This is a genomic window from Micromonospora musae (genome assembly GCF_003626545.1).
In the GTDB taxonomy this organism is placed as follows: domain Bacteria; phylum Actinomycetota; class Actinomycetes; order Mycobacteriales; family Micromonosporaceae; genus Micromonospora; species Micromonospora musae.
In genome coordinates this window covers 208,345-224,174 of sequence record NZ_RAZS01000006.1, presented here as the reverse complement: position 1 = coordinate 224,174, position 15,830 = coordinate 208,345, and the positions used below count along the sequence as shown (strand labels likewise).

Genomic DNA, 15,830 nt, shown 5'->3' with positions numbered 1-15,830 from the left:
CAAGTCAATGCGTCTGGAGGTAGCAGCCGGAGATGACCGGAGCACCGCGACCAGCACGCCCCGACACACGACCCGACGGCTCCGCCGAAGCTCCGCGACTTCGAGCCCGCCGCCGCCCGGGCCGGGTCGGCGAGGTGCACGTACTGCAACTGTTCGTTCTCGAGGCGGTCGTGCTGGGCGTCCTGGCCAGCGGCCTGATCGGGATGCCGGCGCTGATCGGCACCGCCGTGCTCGGGGTCCTCGTGCTGTCGGTGACCTTCCTCCGCTCCCAGGGGCGCTGGTGGCTGGAGCGCCAGGTGATGGCCCGCCAGCACCGACGCCGTGGGCTCACCGGGGCGCCGGTCACCGCCGATGCACGCCTCGGGATCCTGCATCGCCTCACCCCCAGCCTGTCGGCGGAGAACGTGGCGATGTCCGACGGCAGCGTGATCGGGGTGGCCCGCGACGACGCCGGCTGGTTCGCCGTGGCCGCCGTCGTCCCGCCGGAGTCCGGCGCCGGGCCGGCCCCCGGCCTGCCGCTGGACCTGCTGGCCGCCGCGCTCAGCGAGGCCGGCCAGCAGGGTGCCGTGCTCCAGGTGGTGACCAGCACGGTGCCCTCGAACAGCGCGGAGGCGGCCCACGCGACCGTGGCGAAGGAGTCCTACCGCCGCCTGCTGGCCGGTCTGGACAGCCCGGTCGTACCGGCGGAGCGGACGACCTGGGTCACGGTCCGGCTGGACGCGCGCGCCCTCGCCGAGGCGCTCTCGGACTACGCGGTCGACCTGAGCCTCGCCCCCTCCGTGGTGGCGGCGCTGGCCCGCCGGGTCGGCAAGTCGCTGCGCCGGGTCGGGGTCGTCCACCGGCTGCTGGACGCCGAGGCGCTGGTCGCGGCCCTCGCCCAGTCCTGCGGGTTCACCCCGGAGACCCACGCGGGTGCCGAGCAGGTCCGCGAGGAGTGGTCCGCCTGGCACTACGGCCAGCTCGCGCACCGCTGCTACTGGATCCGCCAATGGCCGCCGGTCGACCGGGCCGCGGCGATGTTCGGCTGGCTGGACACCATTCCCACGTCGATGGTGACGGTCTCGTTGACCCTCACCGCGAACGGCGCGGACGAAGACTTCGGCCTGCGCGGGCTGGTCCGGTTGACCGGCCCGGCGCAGGCGCTCGCCCAGCTCTCCGGCGCGGTCGCCGACGGGGTGGGCAAGGCGGGTGGGGAGCTCTTCCCGCTCGACGGCGAGCACGGCCCGGCGGTCTACGCGTCGGCGCCGACGGGAGGTGGCGCGGGATGAGCCGATCCGGAGACCAGGGGCGCGCGGCGGTACCCGGGAACTTCGCCGGGTCGCCGGGCAACTCCGGGTACCCGGGTGCCGCCGCGGCGGCCGCCCCGCCGTCGACCGCCACCCAACCGGCCCCCGCGCCGGCCGAGAACGCGGCCGTGGTCGCGGCGCCGTCGGCCGGCGCCGAGGCCGGTGCCACGGCCACCGCCACCGCCCTGGCGACGGCCCGCGGCGACCGGCTCGCCCGCGCCGTGGCCAGCCCGCTCGCCGCCGGATACGGAGATCCGGGCCGGCCTACCGACCCGCCGGCCCATCCGTTCGAGGCCGAGCCGGGGACGGCGCGGCGTGGACCCGCCGGTCGGATGCCCCGCCTGCGGATCGGTAGCCACAGCGTCTCCTCGACGGCCCTGACCCGGCTCAGTCCGGCCCGCTACTCCGCCGGTCTCGTGCTGGGGGCCGACCGTCGACGGACACCGGTGACCGTCCGGATGTTCCGCCCCGAGCCCGGGCGGATCGCCCTGGTCGGTGGGGTCTGGGCGGGGCAGCTCCTCGCCTTCCGCGCGTTGGCGCTGGGGGCACGGGTCACCGTGGTGACCGCCGAACCGGCGGTGTGGAGCGGCCTCGGTCCTGCCGCGTTGGGGCGGGTCGACGACCGGGTGGAGATCCGTACCGAGCCGGGTGCGGTCCGGCCGGCCACCGCCCAACGCCCGACGCTGCTCATCCACGACGTGCCGCCGGCCGCTTTGAACACCGCGCTGCCGGAGCAGCCGTGGCAGACCCGGCTCACCATCGTGCGGCGACTCGAACCGGCCGCCTGGCCGACGCTCAAGCAGAGCGGGCTCTGTCTGCTGCAGCGACTGGGGGCGGCCGAGTCCTCACTGGCCCAGCACGCCCTGCGGCTGCCGCAGGAGAGCGCCCGGTTCCTCCAGGTGATGGCCGACGACATGCTGACCATGGTCGGTACCGACGGTGACCGCCACCTGTGGCTGCACCAGACCGACCTGGAGCGCCAGGTGCTGGGGCCGCCGCGCCGTTGACTGTGCTGGACCGGGCCGGCACCGCCGGCCCGGTCCACCCGGTTTCACTGGTTGGGCGGCAGCCAGGGCAGCTGAACCAGTTGGGCGCCGCCCCGGCGGGTGAAGAGCCAGCCCCGGCCGGCGGGGAGCCGCTGCGGCTTCATGTTGCCGAACAACGCACCCTCCTCGCGCGGGCCGGACATCATGATCGCCGGTGAGGCCAGCTCCCTGATCCGGCCGATGACCGGGTCGAACATGGCCCGACCCGCGCCACCGATCCGGCGGGTGAGGATCAGGTGCAGGCCGATGTCCCGCGCCTGGGGCAGGAACTCCAGCAGCGGCCCGAGCGGGTTGACCGACGCACCGGCCACCAGGTCGTAGTCGTCGATCAGCAGGTACAGCTCCGGCCCCTTCCACCAGGAGCGGTTGCGCAGCTGCTCCTGGGTCACGTCGCGGCCGGGGAGCCGTTCCTTCATCACCGTCACCACCTGCTTCACCAGGTCGGTGGTGACCTGCTGGGAGGTGCCGTAGCCGATCAGGTGCTCGCTCTCCACCGCGCCCAGCAGGCTGCGCCGGAAGTCCACCAGAATGATCCGCGCCTGCGCCGCGTCGTTGCCCGTCACGATGCTGCGGGCCAACGTGCGCAGGAAGGTGCTCTTGCCGGCCTCGACGTCACCGAAGAGCAGCAGGTGCGGCTCGGCGGTGAAGTCCAGGGTGACCGGCTGCAGGTTGGTCTCGGCGATGCCGACCGGGATCAGGCCACCCTGCGCGGCGGGCAGCGAGTCGTACGGCAGCTCGGCCGGGAGCAGCCGCACCGGCGGGGCGCCGGCCGCCGTCCAGTTCTGCTGGACCTGCTTCACCAGGGCGCCGAGGGCGTCCGCCAGGTCGTCGGTCTCCGGCCGACCGTCCACCCGCGGCAGGCCGGCGAGGAAGTGCAGGCCGTCCGGGGTGAGGCCATGACCGCTCTGCTCGGGCACGTTGACCGCGGCCCGGCGGTTGATGACCGAGTCGGCCGGCTCGCCGAGCCGCAGCTCCACCTTGGTTCCGAACATGTCGCGCACCGCCGGCCGGACGTCCATCCACCGGTTCGTCGCGGCGAGGATGTGGATGCCGTAGCCGAGACCCCGGTTGGTCAGCTCGGTGACCAGGGGCTCCAGGTCCTCGAAGTCGGCGCGCAGCGTGGACCAGCCGTCCACCACCAGGAAGACGTCGCCGAACGGGTCCTGCCGGAACCGCCCCTCGCGGCGGGCCCGGCGGTAGCCCGCCGCACCCTCGATGCCCTCCGTGGCGAACATCGCGTCCCGGGCCTGCATCAGGCCGTGCAACTCGGCGATGGTGCGGCGGACCTTGTCCACCTCACGCTTGTTGGCCACGCCACCGATGTGGGGCAGGCCGCTCAGCGCGGCGAGCGTGCCGCCGCCGAAGTCGAGGCAGTAGAACTGGGCCTCGCGCGGCGTGTGGGTGAGCGCGAGGCTGGCCACGAGCGTACGCAGCACGTTGCTCTTGCCGGTCTGCTGGGCGCCCACCACCATCACGTTGCCGGCCGCCCCGGACAGGTCGATCCAGAACGGGTCGCGGCTCTGCTCCAGCGGCTTGTCCACGATGCCCGCGACGCCCTGCAGCGCGTTGTGCCGCTCCTCTGCGGCGGCCGCGAAGCCCCGCTGCGGGATCGGCACGATCGAACCGAGCAGCTGGTCGAGGGTGGGCGGCTCGTCCAGCGGCGGAAGCCACACCTGGTGGGCGGCGGCGCCCCGCCCCTCCATCCGCTCGATCAGGACGTCGAGCAGGCTCTCCCCGACGACCTCCTCGTTCGAGGTCTCCGGCGTCTCGTCCGGCTCCTCGTCGGTTGCCACCGGAACGTAGTCGGTGCTGTAGTCGCGTACCGGGTCGATCTGCCGGCCACCGACGGTCGGTACGCCGCTGAAGTGCCGCACCGCGCCGGAGACGTACGCGGCCTTGAACCGGATCAGCCCCTCGGTTCCCGCCTTCAGGTAACCGTGTCCGGGCGAGCGGGGCAGCTCGTACGCGTCGGCCACCCCGAGCACCGCGCGGCTCTCCATGGAGGAGAAGGTCCGCAGGCCCAGCCGGTAGGAGAGGTGCGTCTCCAACCCCCGCAGCCGCCCCTCCTCCAGCCGTTGCGAGGCGAGCAGCAGGTGCATGCCGAGTGACCGGCCGACGCGGCCGATCTGCACGAACATGTCGATGAAGTCGGGGCGGGCGCTGAGCAGCTCGCTGAACTCGTCGACCACGAGGAGCAGGCTCGGCAGCGGGGCGAGCGGCACCCCGGCCGCCCGGGCCCGCTCGTAGTCCCGCTGCGAGGCGTAGTTGCCGGCCCGGCGCAGCAGCTCCTGCCGGCGGGTGATCTCACCCTGGATGGCGCCGAGCATCCGGTCCACCAGGAAGAGTTCCTCGGAGAGGTTGGTGATGACCGCGCTGGTGTGCGGCAGCCGGTCCATCGCCGCGAACGTGGCGCCACCCTTGAAGTCGACGAGCACCAGGTTGAGGATCTCCGGGCTGTGCGTCACCGCCAGGGCGAGCACCAGCGTACGGAGCAGCTCGCTCTTGCCGGAGCCGGTGGCGCCGACAAGCAGGCCGTGCGGGCCCATGCCCTCCTGAGCGGATTCCTTGAGATCCAGCTCGATGGGGCGCCCGCTCTCGTTGACGCCGATCGGCACCCGGAGCCGGTTGCGGGTGGGGCGGCTCGCCCAGCTCTCGGTGAGGTCCAGCTCGTACGGGTCACCGAGGCCGAGCAGCTCGGCGAGGCCCAGGTCGACGTTGACCGCCGGCTGGTCCTGGTAGGAGACCGCGGAGAGGCGCAGCGGGGCCAGCTCGCGGGCGAGCACCTCGATCCGGTCCCGCTCCAGGCGGTCGGCCTGGCCGACCCGCGTGCTGCCGTCCGCCGTGGCGCCGGAGACGCTGCCGTCCGGGGCCACCTCCAGCACCACCGAGGTCTCGTCGAGCAGGCGGGGCGGCCGGCTGGTGAGGTCCAGGACGGTCACCCCGGCCAGGCCGCCCTCGGTCATCAGGTGGTCGGCGCCACCGACATGTCCGCCGTCGATCACCACCAGCACGTACGGCATCGCCGACTGGGTCACGGCGGGGTCGAAGCGGGGCCGGTTGGCCAACACGTCGACGAGCATCGCCTCCAGTGCCACCACGGTCGGCGCGAAGAGCCGGATCGGCCCGACGGCGTCGAGCTTGTCCGGGTGCTGGGCGTGCGGCAACCACTTGGCCCACTCCCACTCGGCCCGCTTCTCCTCGGCGACGCAGAACGCGACGAGCAGGTCCTCGGGGGCGTGGAAGGACGTCATCTGGGCCAGCATCGCGCGGACCAGGTTCGGCACGGCGTCCCCCTCGCCGCGCAGGTAGACGTGCGAGAAGTCCCGCAGCGCGATCGCCACCGGCAGGTCCGGGACCACCGAGTAGGTCGAGACGAAGCGACGCAGCGCCAGCGCGCAGAGCGGCTCCAGCTCGTCCACCGGGCGGGACTGCGGCGGCACCAGGGGGGTCGCCACCTCCTGCGGCCCCAGCGCGATCCGCACCACGCCGAAGTCGGCGTCGCCGCGGCGTCGCTCCCACAGCCGCCCGCTGGTCACCGTGGACCAGAGCGCGTCCGGGTCCGGGTGCCGGTAGTGCAGGGCTTCCCGCTGCTGGCGGATGGTGGCCCGTACCTGCGCCCGGAGCTGGGCGAGTCGCCGCATGTACTGCCGGCGGGACTCGATCATCTCCTTCTTGCCCGGGCCGGACTGGTTCACCACCATCACGGCGATCATGCCGAGGATGGAGACGCCGTACATTCCACCGACCACATAGGTCATGACCCCGCCGCGCTGCATGCCCATCATCAGGCCCATCGCGGCGGCGCCCGCCGCCATCGGCAGGATCATCAGCATGCGGGTCCAGCCGCGGCCACCCGCGGGGGGCACCTCGGGCGGAGGATCGAGCAACACCTCACCGGTCGGCAACATGGGCGCCGGCCGACGGGGCGGCCGTTTGACGACCACCAACGACGACATCTGCCAGTCCCTCCCACCACATTGGCCGACAGCGGCGCCAATCCTATCGACCGTTCGTCACGCGCAGGGACCGCCGCCCGCCGACGGACGGACGCCGGCCTCGATCCCGCCGTGTTACGTTGACCGGCGCGGAGGCCGAGGAGCGACCGCGCGCAGACGCATGCACGGGAGGTGACCAGCGTGACGGCCCCCGGCGGTCTCAGTCTGGCCAGGGTGACTATCGCCGCTCCCAAGCGGCGGATGGACGTGGCGTTACCGAACGCCATGCTCGTTGCGGAATTGATGCCGCACCTGCTCCGGCACGCCGGTGAAGGGCTCGGCGACGTCGGTGAGCAGCAGGGCGGCTGGGTGCTCCGGCGGGCCACCGGCACGTTGCTGGAAGCCAACCGGAACCTGTCCGCGCAGGGCGTACGCGACGGCGAACTGCTGCACCTGGCGCCCGGCCGTGACGAGTGGCCCGATCTCGCCTACGACGACGTGGTCGAGGTGATCGCGAGCAGCGCGCGCCGGGCCGGCCGGCCCTGGAGCGACGACGCCACCCGACGATGCGCGCTGGCGGTCACCGCGGCGCTGCTCGGGGTCGGCCTCATCGCGTTGCTGGCGATCGGTTCGCCGTGGCTCGTTCCGGCGCTGGTGGCGCTCGGCGTCGCGCTGCTGCTCGCGATCGCCGGGCCGGTGCTCTCCCGGGCCATGGGCGACGCCACCACCGGCGCGGTGGTGGCCGCCGCGGGCCTCCCCTACGGGTTCTTCGGTGGAGCGTTGCTGGCGACCCCCGACGGCACCCCGGTCACCGGCATCGGCGCCCCCGGGCTGCTGCTCGGCTCGTCCACACTGCTGGTCTTCAGCCTGATCGGGTACGCCACCGTCGCGGGCGTGCAGCGGCTCTTCATGGCCGGGCTCGCGGCCAGCGTGACGGGCCTGCTCGCCGCGCTGCTCAGCTACGCCGGGGTCTCCCCGGCCGGGGCGGCCGCCGCCACGCTGACCACGGTCATCGGGCTGCTGCCCGGCTACCCGCTGATCGCCAGTTGGCTGGGCAAGCTGCCGGTGCCGGAGCTGCCCGACCGGCCGGAGGAGATCCTCAAGGACCGGCCGGTGCCCGAGCGCGCGAAGGTCTTCGTGACCGTCGCCCGGGCCGCCGAGCTGCTCACCGGAATGCTGCTCTCCGTCTCGATCTGCGGCGCGCTGGCCATCGCCTTCCTCCTCAACCACGACCAGACGCCGGCGGGCGCGCTGCTGGCCCTCTGCGGGTCCGGCGCGATGCTGCTGCGCGCCCGACTCTTCCCCACCGCCGAGCAGCGGATTCCGCTGCTGGCAGGTGGCCTGCTCGGGCTGGTCGCCCTCGCGATGGGCGAGATGTCCGGCACCGGGTCCGGCGGCGGACGGCTGCTGGTTCTGGTCGGTGTGCTCGCCGCGGCGGCGGTGGTGCTGGCGGCCGGGCTGCGGTTCAGCCGGCGGCGGCCGACGCCCTACCTCGGCCGAGCCGCCGACATCGCGGACGTGGTCGCCATCATGGCGCTCATTCCGCTGGCCTGCGCGGTGATCGGCCTGTTCGGGGCGATCCAGGGAATGTTCGCCTCGATCGGCGGGTGAGGCACGGATGGCGACACGGCGGGATCAGCTTCAGTCGTACCAGTTCATGACCCAGCGGGTCATCTCCGCCTTCGTGATGCGGGAGACCGATCCGCAACAGTCACCGCTGCGCCGCGGCATCGGCGCGCTCTTCGGCGGGCTGATGGTGGCTGTGCTCGTCGCCGCCGGCGTCGGCATCTACGGCCTGTTGACCAAGGTCGGCGGCGACAGTTGGCGCAAGCCCGGCTCGGTGGTGGTCGAGAAGGAGAACGGCGCCACCTACGTCTTCCTGGACGGCAGGCTGCACCCGACGCTCAACTACACCTCGGCGCTGCTGGCCGTGGGCAAGCCCGGCGCTCCGGTGGCTCGGGTCTCCAGCGGGACCCTCGCCGGTGTGCCCCGGGGCGTTCCGATGGGCATCCCGAACGCGCCCGATTCGCTGCCCGGAGTGAAGGGGCAGACCGGCCTGCCGTGGTCGGTCTGCTCCACACCGAACCCGAACGGCAGCGGGCAGGCGGCGACCACGGTGACCCTCGCGCTCGCCGCCACGCCCTCCGGCGGGACCGGGGTCGGCGACGGCGGGCTCCTCGTCACGGACGCGGCGCTGGGCATGACGTACCTGGTGTGGCACGGTCGCCGGCACCTGGTGCAGGAGTCCCGGGTCCTGGTGCCCGCGCTCTTCGGCGCCGTCACCCCCGCGCCGGTCGGCACCTCCTGGCTCAACGCGATGCCGGCCGGTGCGGACCTCGCCGCCGTGCCGATCGCGAACCGGGAGAAGCGGTCGGACGCGGTGCCCGGGCGACGCAACGGCGACGTGCTTGTCGCGCAGACCGGCTCCGGCCCCCAGCACTACCTGGTGCTCGCCGACGGCGTGGCGCCGATCACTCCGGTGCAGCAGGCGATCCTCAGTGGACGGTACGGCCACCAGCCGATCGAGGTGCCGGTCTCCGACGTGACCTCGCTGCCGAGGAGCAGCCAGTCTCCGCCGCCCGCGACGAACGGTCAGCCGCCGGCCACGCCGCCACGGCTCGTCACGGTCGACGGCGGTCAGCAGATCTGTGCCGTCACCCGGAGCTCCGGCGAGCCGCCGGAGCTGACGGTGGGCGGCGGCGTGGCTGGTGCGGAACGGGCCACGCCGACCGGTTCGGTCTCACCCGACGGTATCCCGCTCGCGGACCGGATTCTCGCCCCGGCCGGGCGCGTCACCGTGCTGAAGGCATTGAACAGCCCCGGCTCGTACAGCATCGTCACCGACCTCGGCATCCGGTATCCGGTCCCGTCGGCGGCAGTGCTCGGCCTGCTCGGATACCCGGCGGAGGCGGCGCTCGACGTGCCGCCCAGCCTGATCCTGCTCATCCCGACCGGGCCGTCGCTCGATCCCCGCGCCGCCACGCTGCCCGCGGTGGCCGGCGCGGGGAGCTGAGCGCCCGGGCGTCAGCGGGCCGGGCCGGCCGGGACCTCGTCGAAGAGCTGAACGGGCGGCCCCGGCTCGTCGGGCTCCGGCGGCGTCACCGGACGGGAAGCGACCGCCGCCCGCCAGCGCCGCCGCCGCGCCCGGGGCAGCATGATCGCGACGATGGCGACCAGCAGAACCACGATCAGCGCGGCGAGCGCGCCGGTGAGCGCGGTGCGGCGGCTCGCCGCCTCGGCCGGGTCGGTCCGTTCGGTGGCGGCGGTGAACCCGGGGGGCGACGCCGGCTTCCCGTTCGGCAGCAGCTGGCCGTTGATCGCGCCGTACGGGTTCACCAGGCCGTGCCCGTACTGCTGCGGGTCGGCTCCGGGCACCGCGTTGGCGGTGAGCAGCCGGATCAGCTCGCTGCGCGGCGTCCCGGCCCGCTTCGCCCGGGTGAGTGCCACCGAGGCGGCGACGAAGCCGCAGGCCAGCGCGGTGCCGTCGGCCGCCTCGGTCAGCCCGCCACCGCGTTGCGTGGTGGTGATGCCCACCCCCGGGGCGACGAGGTCGAGGTAGGAACCGAACTGCGACCGGCCCCAGCGCTGGCCCTGCTGGTCGATCGCCCCGACCGCGAGCACCTCCGGATAAGCCGCCGGGTACGACGGCGGATTGCCGTCGTCGCCGTGGTCGCCACTGGCGGCCACCACGATGGTCCCCCGGTCGGCCGCCCTGCCCACCGCCTCCCGCAGCGCCGGGGCGTCCCGGTCCGAGTCGATGGTGACCGCGACGACCTGGGCACCCCGGTCGACCGCCCAGGAGATGCCGTCGGCGAGCACCTGCGGATCGGCCGGCGCGTCGCCGGGGCTGGCGTCGTCGCGCACCCGGACGGGCAGGATGCGGGCCGCCGGCGCGAGTCCGGTGAACGGAGCCCCCTCGGTCCGCCGGGCGACGATCAGCCCGGCCACTCGGGTACCCGCCCCGGTGCAGTCGCTGTTCGCGGTGCCGCCTCGGCGGACCGCGTCGTAGCCCTCCAGCACCCGGCCGCGCAGCTGCGGGTGTGAACCGTCCACACCGGAGCCGAGCACGGCGACGGTCACTCCGCTTCCCTGGCTGAACGGCCACACCTGCTCGGGGGCGAGCACCTGCTGCGCCCACGGCATCGCGGTGACCTGGCCACCCGGCTGCGCGCACTCCGGTGCCGCCTGCGCCGGCGCCGCCGGCCCCACCAGGACGGCGGCCACGGTGCCGGCGGCCGCCGCCCCCGCCGTCCAGCGTCGTACCGTCCGTGCCAGCCGACGGTTCGCCATTCCGACCTGTACCTCCGTCATCTCACGCCGGCCCGCCGTGTGACCGGCAGGGCCGTACCGATCCGGTCGTCGTCGACCCGCACCGCCCGGCCCTCGGCGACCGCTCTGGCGGCGGACTCCCACAGCGTGGCGGGGACCGCGCGCAGCGCCTGCCAGAAGGAACCGAAGCCGTCCGCGCACCGGTGCAGCAACCGGTCACCGATCTCCGCGGCGCTGTCGCCGTCGCGGGCTCGCGGGTCGTCATCGTCCCAGTACCAGATCGACCCCTCGTCCCCGCCCCGGATCTTCACCAGGAGCAGCCCGCCCTGCACGTAGCCGACGGCCAGCCACTGTGCGGGGAAGCGGTCCGCCCACCAGGTGTTGGCGTAGCCGAGGTCCTGCAGCCCGTCGGAGCGGGCGACTCCGAGGAACGGCTGGTCGACCACGAACCCGAAACGCGGGTGTACGGCCGGCCACCCGGGCCGCCCGCCGTTGGTGCGGGCGAGGAAGTCGCGGTAGCCGGCGGGCAGCGGACCACCGACCCGTTCCTCGACGAGAGCCACCACCTCGGGCGACAGCCGCTCGGCGACCTCGATCGGTGGCGGTTCGGCGGTCTCCACCGGCAACCCCCGCCGCCCGTGGTCGGCGTCTCCGGCGCTGACCCCGCCCAGGTGCCGGAAGGCGGCGTGCAGCTCGGCGGGGACCAGCGCCACCCGGCGGGCTCCGGCCAGGTGCGCCCAGGTCCAGCCCAGCGGCGTACGGGCGTCGGGGTCGGCCGGGTCGGCCAGCGCCAGGTTGGCGGTGACCACGGCCAGCACCCGGGCCACGTCGACGCCGGTGCCGGGTGGCAGCGGCGGCAGCTCGACCACCTCGCGCGCGTACGGGACCCAGTCGGGAAACCCGTGCGGGTCGACGGCCACGCCCTGGCGGTAGCGGATCCGCAGCATCGGGGAGGCCGGGTGGAACACGCCGAAGGCGTACCCCGAGCTGGGAATCCGCGGCGTCCCGCTCACCTCGGCCACCCGCCGGTGGTGTCCCCGTCGGAGGCCTCCTCGTCGGCGGACGGCCAGAGCAGCAGGAACTGCACCTGCTCGGGAGGCAGGGTGATGCCCGCCGGTGAGTCCGGGTCGACGGCGAGGGCATGCCCCTCCGGCCAGACCGTGAGCAGCGAGACGAGAGTGGCGCGCAGGCTCGGCGCACCGTCCGGGTACGCCCGCTGGAAGCGCTCCGGCGTGGTGAAGACCTCGATCACCGGGGCCTCCGGCGGCCCCACCGGACGCCACGGGAAGTCGAGGTCGACCACCTGGGCCGGATCGTCCACCGGGCGGGCGGTCGGGAGCACCACCATCGCGTCCAGCAGGGCGTCCAGGTAGCCGGCCACGTCCCCGCTCTCCCCGGCGCTGAGCAGCAGCTCGGCGGTGTCCGGCTCCGGGGTGCGCGCGGTCCGCGCCATCGCGGCCTCGAACTCCGCCATCAGGTCGCCGTCGTCGCCGTCGGTGACGGCGGCGGTGATCTCCTCACCGGCGGTCGCCTCGGCGACCTCGGCGAGGACCTCCAGACCCGCGGGTACGGTCAACTCGCCGTCCGCCGCCGCCTGGACCGCCTCCACCGGCAGGTACACGTCGAGCGGGGTGCCTGGGTTGACCGCCAGCTTCCAGTCGGCCATCGGCCACCGCTCACGCAGCTCGTCGTACCCGGTCACGGTGTAGGCGTCGGCCACCCCGGCGATCCGCGGCGCCATGGTCTCGACCGAGGTGAACACGGGCAGGAACGGCTGCCCGAAGAGGTCCATGGTGATGAACCGCTGGCCTGCGGTGTCGGTGTCGCCGCTCAGCTGCGGAAGGTAGAGCTCGGCCCGGGTCAGGATCCGGAAGAACTCCACCCGGTCGTCGGCCTGCGCCGCACGCAGCAGCGCCCGTTCGGTGTCGTTGGCCGGCTGCCACGACTCGTCCACGACGGGTCTCCTCCCCCACGCGTCGTCGCGCTTCCCGCGCCGTCGGGTCCGAGCCTAGCGATCCGACGTCGATGGGCGGGACCCCGCCGACGGCGCACGTTAGGCTACGGGCCGGTCGCCGTCCATCGACGTCCCCTGAGGAGGATCCATGCGACGTGTCGCCACGATCGCCGCGCTGACCGCCCTACTGGCCGGCTGCTCGCCGGACACCTCGGCGCTGGACGCGCAGAAGCCGGTTCAGCAGAAGGTCACCCTCGAGCTGGCGCTGGTCGGCCCGGCCGAGTTCTTCGACCTCGTGGTGCAGTGGGGGCACACCACCGTCGCCAACAAGGAGGAGCACACCCCGGCACCGAACTGGGTGAAGGATCTGACGCTGACCTGGCCCGACGACGTGTACGTCTACGTCAACGGGACCGCCCGGAAGAAGCCCACTGTGGACGACCGGCTCGCCTTCGTCAACGGCCAGCCGTCGGTCGAGTGCCGCCTGCGCATCAACGGCCAGGTCGTCAAGACGGCGACGAACGCCTCCCCGCAGTGCGACTTCAACCTCACGGGAACCCCGCCCGCGGCGCCGAGCGGCAGCGCCGGCTGAAGGTTCCCCCGGCGTCAGCCCAGCCGCCGCAGCGCGGTGTCGTACGCGGAACGGACGGCGGTGAGGCGGCTGGCCCGGAACCGACCCGGCTCCCGCTGGTAGACCGAGCGGCCCAGCGGGCTCCAGACGGCGGTGAACGGCACCCGACCGCCCCCCGCCGGCACGAACTTCAGCGCCTCGTCCACCGCCGCGACCGCCGCCGTCAGCCGGGTACGGCACCGCCGCCGGTCGGCCTCCGGCAACCGCTCCGCACCGGCGGGTACGCCCCGCGCGTGCCCCTCGGCCACCCAGAGCCACTCCCCCGCGTCGATCAGCGCGGAGGGCTCGGCAGCACCGTAACGGAAGCCCGCCTCGGCGCTCTCCGGCTCCGCGGGCAGCCGGAAGAGGAACTCCCGGGCGGTGCCGCAGCGTTCGCAGGAACCCGCGTACCGGCGGGCCAGCTCGCCGTCGGGCAGCGCGAGGATCGTGGAGGCACGGGGGAAGCGGCCCTCCCCGCAGCCACAGGGGTGCAGATCCATGTAGAGGTGCGCCTCGTTGGCGCTACGGGCCGCCAGCGCGCTCACGACGGGCTCCAGGGCATGTGGTCAAGGTAGAAGTCGCGGATCCCTTCGAGCCGTCGACGCCGGAAGCGGCCCGGGTCACGCTGGTAGACCGTACGGCCCCGGGTCGACCAGAACGCCGACTCGGGCACCACGTCGCCCTCCGTCGGGACGAACTTGCGGACCTCTTCCATGGCCGCCACCGCGGTCCAGCGCAGGTCCGCCGCCTCGGCGTCGTCGCCCTGCCGCTCGGCGATCTCCGACGCCTCCCCGCACCAGTCGGCGACCAGCAGCCACTCGCCCGGGTCGAGCAGCGCCGAGGGCTGCGGCCCGCCGAAGCGATTGGTGGGGTGCGGACCGGGAGCGGCGGGGGCGGGCTGCCCGTCGGGCAGCGCGAAGAGGAACTCGCGCTGGTCACCGCAGTCCACGCAGCGACCGCTGTACCGGTAAGCCGGCCGGGTCCCCTGCGCGGCGGGCGCCTCGTCCCAGGCGGCCTCCATCGCCCCGCACCGCGGACACGGATGCAGCTCCAGGTAGAGGTCCGCCTCGTCCCGGCTGCGTACGGCGGGCAGCAGCGTCATCACGCCTCCCGGTAGTGCCCGGTATCCGGGTCGAGTCCCATGATTTCTCGTGCCCGGCGCATGTACTCGCGCTCGGCCTCCGGTGACGGCGGTCGGCGATTCTCCGAGTCGGCCCCGTCGGGGGTGAAGTCCGCGTCGTCCACCCGGTGCTCCGCCTGCCACCGACGGTGCAGCTCGGTCAGCTCCCGTAGGCGCCGCTGCCGCTCCGGATCGGTCTTCATCGCCGCGCTGTCTCCCTTCACGCCGTGGTCGTCGAGCACCCGGTTCCAGCTGCTGGTCGACGGTTTCCGGTCTCCCGCCGTACCCGTTCAGGAGAGCGGGATCAGCACCCGGTCGGCGATGGTCTTCCGCTCCCAGGTGGCCGCGCGGTTCGGACCGCCGGTCACCGTCCACGCGTAGACGTCCACCGCCGTCATCATCTCCGACACGAAGTAATAGTTGTGCGAGAAGAACGTCAATGTCCACTCACTGCCAGGGCCCTGCTCGAACACGGGAGGAGCCACCGCAGGCGCGTCGGGCACGACCATCACCCGCGCGAAGTGGTCGGCCTCACGCACCAACCAACCCGCCCGCGCGCTCTCCGTCGCCCCGAACGAATACACCACCGGACCGTCGATGTCCTGCACCGAATACAGCTCGCCGAAGAGCTCCGCATACGCCAACGGACTCAACCCGGCACCGACCCGACGACCGAGCTCCGCCATCACCTCCGGACGGTTCAGGTGCAGCGACTCACCATCGACCGGAAGGAGCAGGCCATGGGTCACGTAGATCGGCTGCCCCGAGGCGACCACCCGGACCGCCTCGGACACCCAGCCCTCGTCGGCGACGGCCCAGTCGGCCGGGCGGGCCGCGTAGCGGTAACGGGATGACCGGACCGTGACCGAGGTCGGGCCCTGCCAGATCTTCTCGACCGTCTCCGCAGGGCTCAGCACATAACGCTGAATCGCCTCGGCGGTCCGCTCCGTATCCACCGGACACCCTCCCCGTGCTCACCCGCAGCGGCCCAATCCTGCCACAACGGCCCGCCCCTCCGGGGCCGCCGAGCGCCCGACCGGGGCCGGGCCTAGGGCGCGAAAGCCGCTGTCACCCGCGCCCGGAATCCGTCCGGTCGGGCCAGGTCCGCCGGGCCTCCGCCAGCTTCTGGTGGACTTCAGGGACGAACCCGAGACGCCGCAACGGCCCGCGCCGGATCCGGAACGCGTCCCGGAATTCGAGCGAGACATCCCGGTGGGTGGCGTACAGGAAGACGTTCCGTTCCGCCGGGCCGAGCAGCGTGCCCAGCAGCGGGCCGGACAGCGGTGCGTTCATGCGGTTGTTCGCGATCATCGCGGCGCACCGTGCCCCAGTCTCCGCCATCCGTGACCGCACCGCCGACATCACCCAGCGCCAGAACTCGTCGGGATACCCATTGCCGCGATACAACTCGGTGAGGTCGACCCGCTCCGTCCGCACGATGCTCCCGGTCGTTCCGAGCGTCAGCCAGAACGAGTTCACGAACAACCTCGACGACCACCGGGCGGGCAGCTCGGCCAGCACCCACTCCGATATCCGCAGGTAGTCGTCGCGTACGTGGTCGGGCAGCCGATCCAGGTGCGCGAGGCTCGCGTTGTACACGGGCCAACGTT

At 73.5% G+C, this 15,830-nt stretch carries 14 protein-coding genes; 5 read left to right on the top strand and 9 right to left on the bottom strand.

The features are described 5' to 3' along the window. Window positions 1-134: 134 nt before the first annotated feature. Together D7147_RS18415 and D7147_RS18410 are read left to right on the top strand one after the other, a co-directional pair. Window positions 135-1,268: a type VII secretion protein EccE gene (locus D7147_RS18415; protein ID WP_120679285.1), complete on the top strand. Its 1,134-nt coding sequence runs from the start codon at window positions 135-137 to the stop codon at window positions 1,266-1,268. Further along, window positions 1,265-2,293, top strand: a complete 1,029-nt coding sequence (locus D7147_RS18410) for a polysaccharide deacetylase family protein (protein ID WP_120679283.1) — start codon at window positions 1,265-1,267, stop codon at window positions 2,291-2,293. Before D7147_RS18415 ends, D7147_RS18410 begins: the two co-directional genes overlap by 4 nt. A gap of 44 nt (window positions 2,294-2,337) precedes the next feature. Here D7147_RS18410 and eccCa read toward each other — a convergent pair whose 3' ends face one another. Further along, on the bottom strand, window positions 2,338-6,288 hold the full coding sequence (gene eccCa, locus D7147_RS18405; RefSeq protein WP_120679281.1) for a type VII secretion protein EccCa: 3,951 nt from the start codon (window positions 6,286-6,288) through the stop codon (window positions 2,338-2,340). A gap of 213 nt (window positions 6,289-6,501) precedes the next feature. Here eccCa and eccD point away from each other — a divergent pair, with 213 nt between their 5' ends. Together eccD and eccB are read left to right on the top strand one after the other, a co-directional pair. Then, a complete protein-coding gene (gene eccD / locus D7147_RS18400; RefSeq protein WP_233563213.1) occupies window positions 6,502-7,878 on the top strand; it encodes a type VII secretion integral membrane protein EccD in 1,377 nt (458 codons plus the stop codon). Between the two features lie 7 nt (window positions 7,879-7,885). Then, window positions 7,886-9,280 carry a type VII secretion protein EccB gene (gene eccB / locus D7147_RS18395; RefSeq protein ID WP_120679279.1) on the top strand — a complete coding sequence of 465 codons (1,395 nt, stop codon included), beginning with the start codon at window positions 7,886-7,888 and terminating at the stop codon, window positions 9,278-9,280. Window positions 9,281-9,291: 11 nt separating this feature from the next. On the opposite strand, the gene D7147_RS18390 is transcribed toward eccB, so the two are convergent. The 3 genes from D7147_RS18390 to D7147_RS18380 are packed head-to-tail and all read right to left on the bottom strand — an operon-like array spanning window position 9,292 to window position 12,490. Further along, window positions 9,292-10,578 carry a S8 family serine peptidase gene (locus D7147_RS18390; protein ID WP_120679277.1) on the bottom strand — a complete coding sequence of 429 codons (1,287 nt, stop codon included), beginning with the start codon at window positions 10,576-10,578 and terminating at the stop codon, window positions 9,292-9,294. Then, on the bottom strand, window positions 10,575-11,549 hold the full coding sequence (locus D7147_RS18385) for an SMI1/KNR4 family protein (RefSeq protein WP_199734200.1): 975 nt from the start codon (window positions 11,547-11,549) through the stop codon (window positions 10,575-10,577). Before D7147_RS18385 ends, D7147_RS18390 begins: the two co-directional genes overlap by 4 nt. Further along, on the bottom strand, window positions 11,546-12,490 hold the full coding sequence (locus D7147_RS18380; protein WP_120679275.1) for an SseB family protein: 945 nt from the start codon (window positions 12,488-12,490) through the stop codon (window positions 11,546-11,548). The genes D7147_RS18385 and D7147_RS18380 overlap by 4 nt, the downstream gene beginning before the upstream one ends. 148 nt (window positions 12,491-12,638) lie before the next feature. On the opposite strand from D7147_RS18380, the gene D7147_RS18375 reads away from it, so the two are divergent. Next, the gene (locus D7147_RS18375; protein WP_120679273.1) at window positions 12,639-13,082 is read left to right on the top strand and encodes a hypothetical protein; all 444 of its coding nucleotides are present in this window, start codon (window positions 12,639-12,641) and stop codon (window positions 13,080-13,082) included. Between the two features lie 14 nt (window positions 13,083-13,096). On the opposite strand, the gene D7147_RS18370 is transcribed toward D7147_RS18375, so the two are convergent. The 5 genes from D7147_RS18370 to D7147_RS18350 form a co-directional block, all read right to left on the bottom strand. Next, entirely contained in the window at window positions 13,097-13,645 is a 549-nt protein-coding gene (locus D7147_RS18370; protein ID WP_233563211.1) for a hypothetical protein, read from the bottom strand. Continuing rightward, window positions 13,642-14,202: a hypothetical protein gene (locus D7147_RS18365; RefSeq protein ID WP_120679271.1), complete on the bottom strand. Its 561-nt coding sequence runs from the start codon at window positions 14,200-14,202 to the stop codon at window positions 13,642-13,644. The genes D7147_RS18370 and D7147_RS18365 overlap by 4 nt, the downstream gene beginning before the upstream one ends. Continuing rightward, complete coding sequence (locus D7147_RS18360) at window positions 14,202-14,444, bottom strand: hypothetical protein (RefSeq protein ID WP_147434642.1); 243 nt, start codon at window positions 14,442-14,444, stop codon at window positions 14,202-14,204. The genes D7147_RS18365 and D7147_RS18360 overlap by 1 nt, the downstream gene beginning before the upstream one ends. Window positions 14,445-14,510: 66 nt before the next feature. Continuing rightward, window positions 14,511-15,176 (bottom strand): hypothetical protein, encoded by a 666-nt coding sequence (locus tag D7147_RS18355; protein WP_147437411.1) that lies wholly within the window; start codon window positions 15,174-15,176, stop codon window positions 14,511-14,513. A 112-nt stretch (window positions 15,177-15,288) separates the two neighbouring features. Then, window positions 15,289-15,819 carry a hypothetical protein gene (locus tag D7147_RS18350; protein ID WP_120679265.1) on the bottom strand — a complete coding sequence of 177 codons (531 nt, stop codon included), beginning with the start codon at window positions 15,817-15,819 and terminating at the stop codon, window positions 15,289-15,291. Between the last annotated feature and the right edge of the window lie 11 nt (window positions 15,820-15,830).

What these genes read in the sequence shown, in the direction of transcription:
- eccB (WP_120679279.1), top strand. Translation starts at nt 7,886, where the DNA reads ATGGCGACACGGCGGGATCAGCTTCAGTCGTACCAGTTCATGACCCAG.
- D7147_RS18375 (WP_120679273.1), top strand. Translation starts at nt 12,639, where the DNA reads ATGCGACGTGTCGCCACGATCGCCGCGCTGACCGCCCTACTGGCCGGC.
- D7147_RS18410 (WP_120679283.1), top strand. Translation starts at nt 1,265, where the DNA reads ATGAGCCGATCCGGAGACCAGGGGCGCGCGGCGGTACCCGGGAACTTC.
- D7147_RS18390 (WP_120679277.1), bottom strand. Translation starts at nt 10,578, where the DNA reads ATGACGGAGGTACAGGTCGGAATGGCGAACCGTCGGCTGGCACGGACG.
- D7147_RS18365 (WP_120679271.1), bottom strand. Translation starts at nt 14,202, where the DNA reads ATGACGCTGCTGCCCGCCGTACGCAGCCGGGACGAGGCGGACCTCTAC.
- eccCa (WP_120679281.1), bottom strand. Translation starts at nt 6,288, where the DNA reads ATGTCGTCGTTGGTGGTCGTCAAACGGCCGCCCCGTCGGCCGGCGCCC.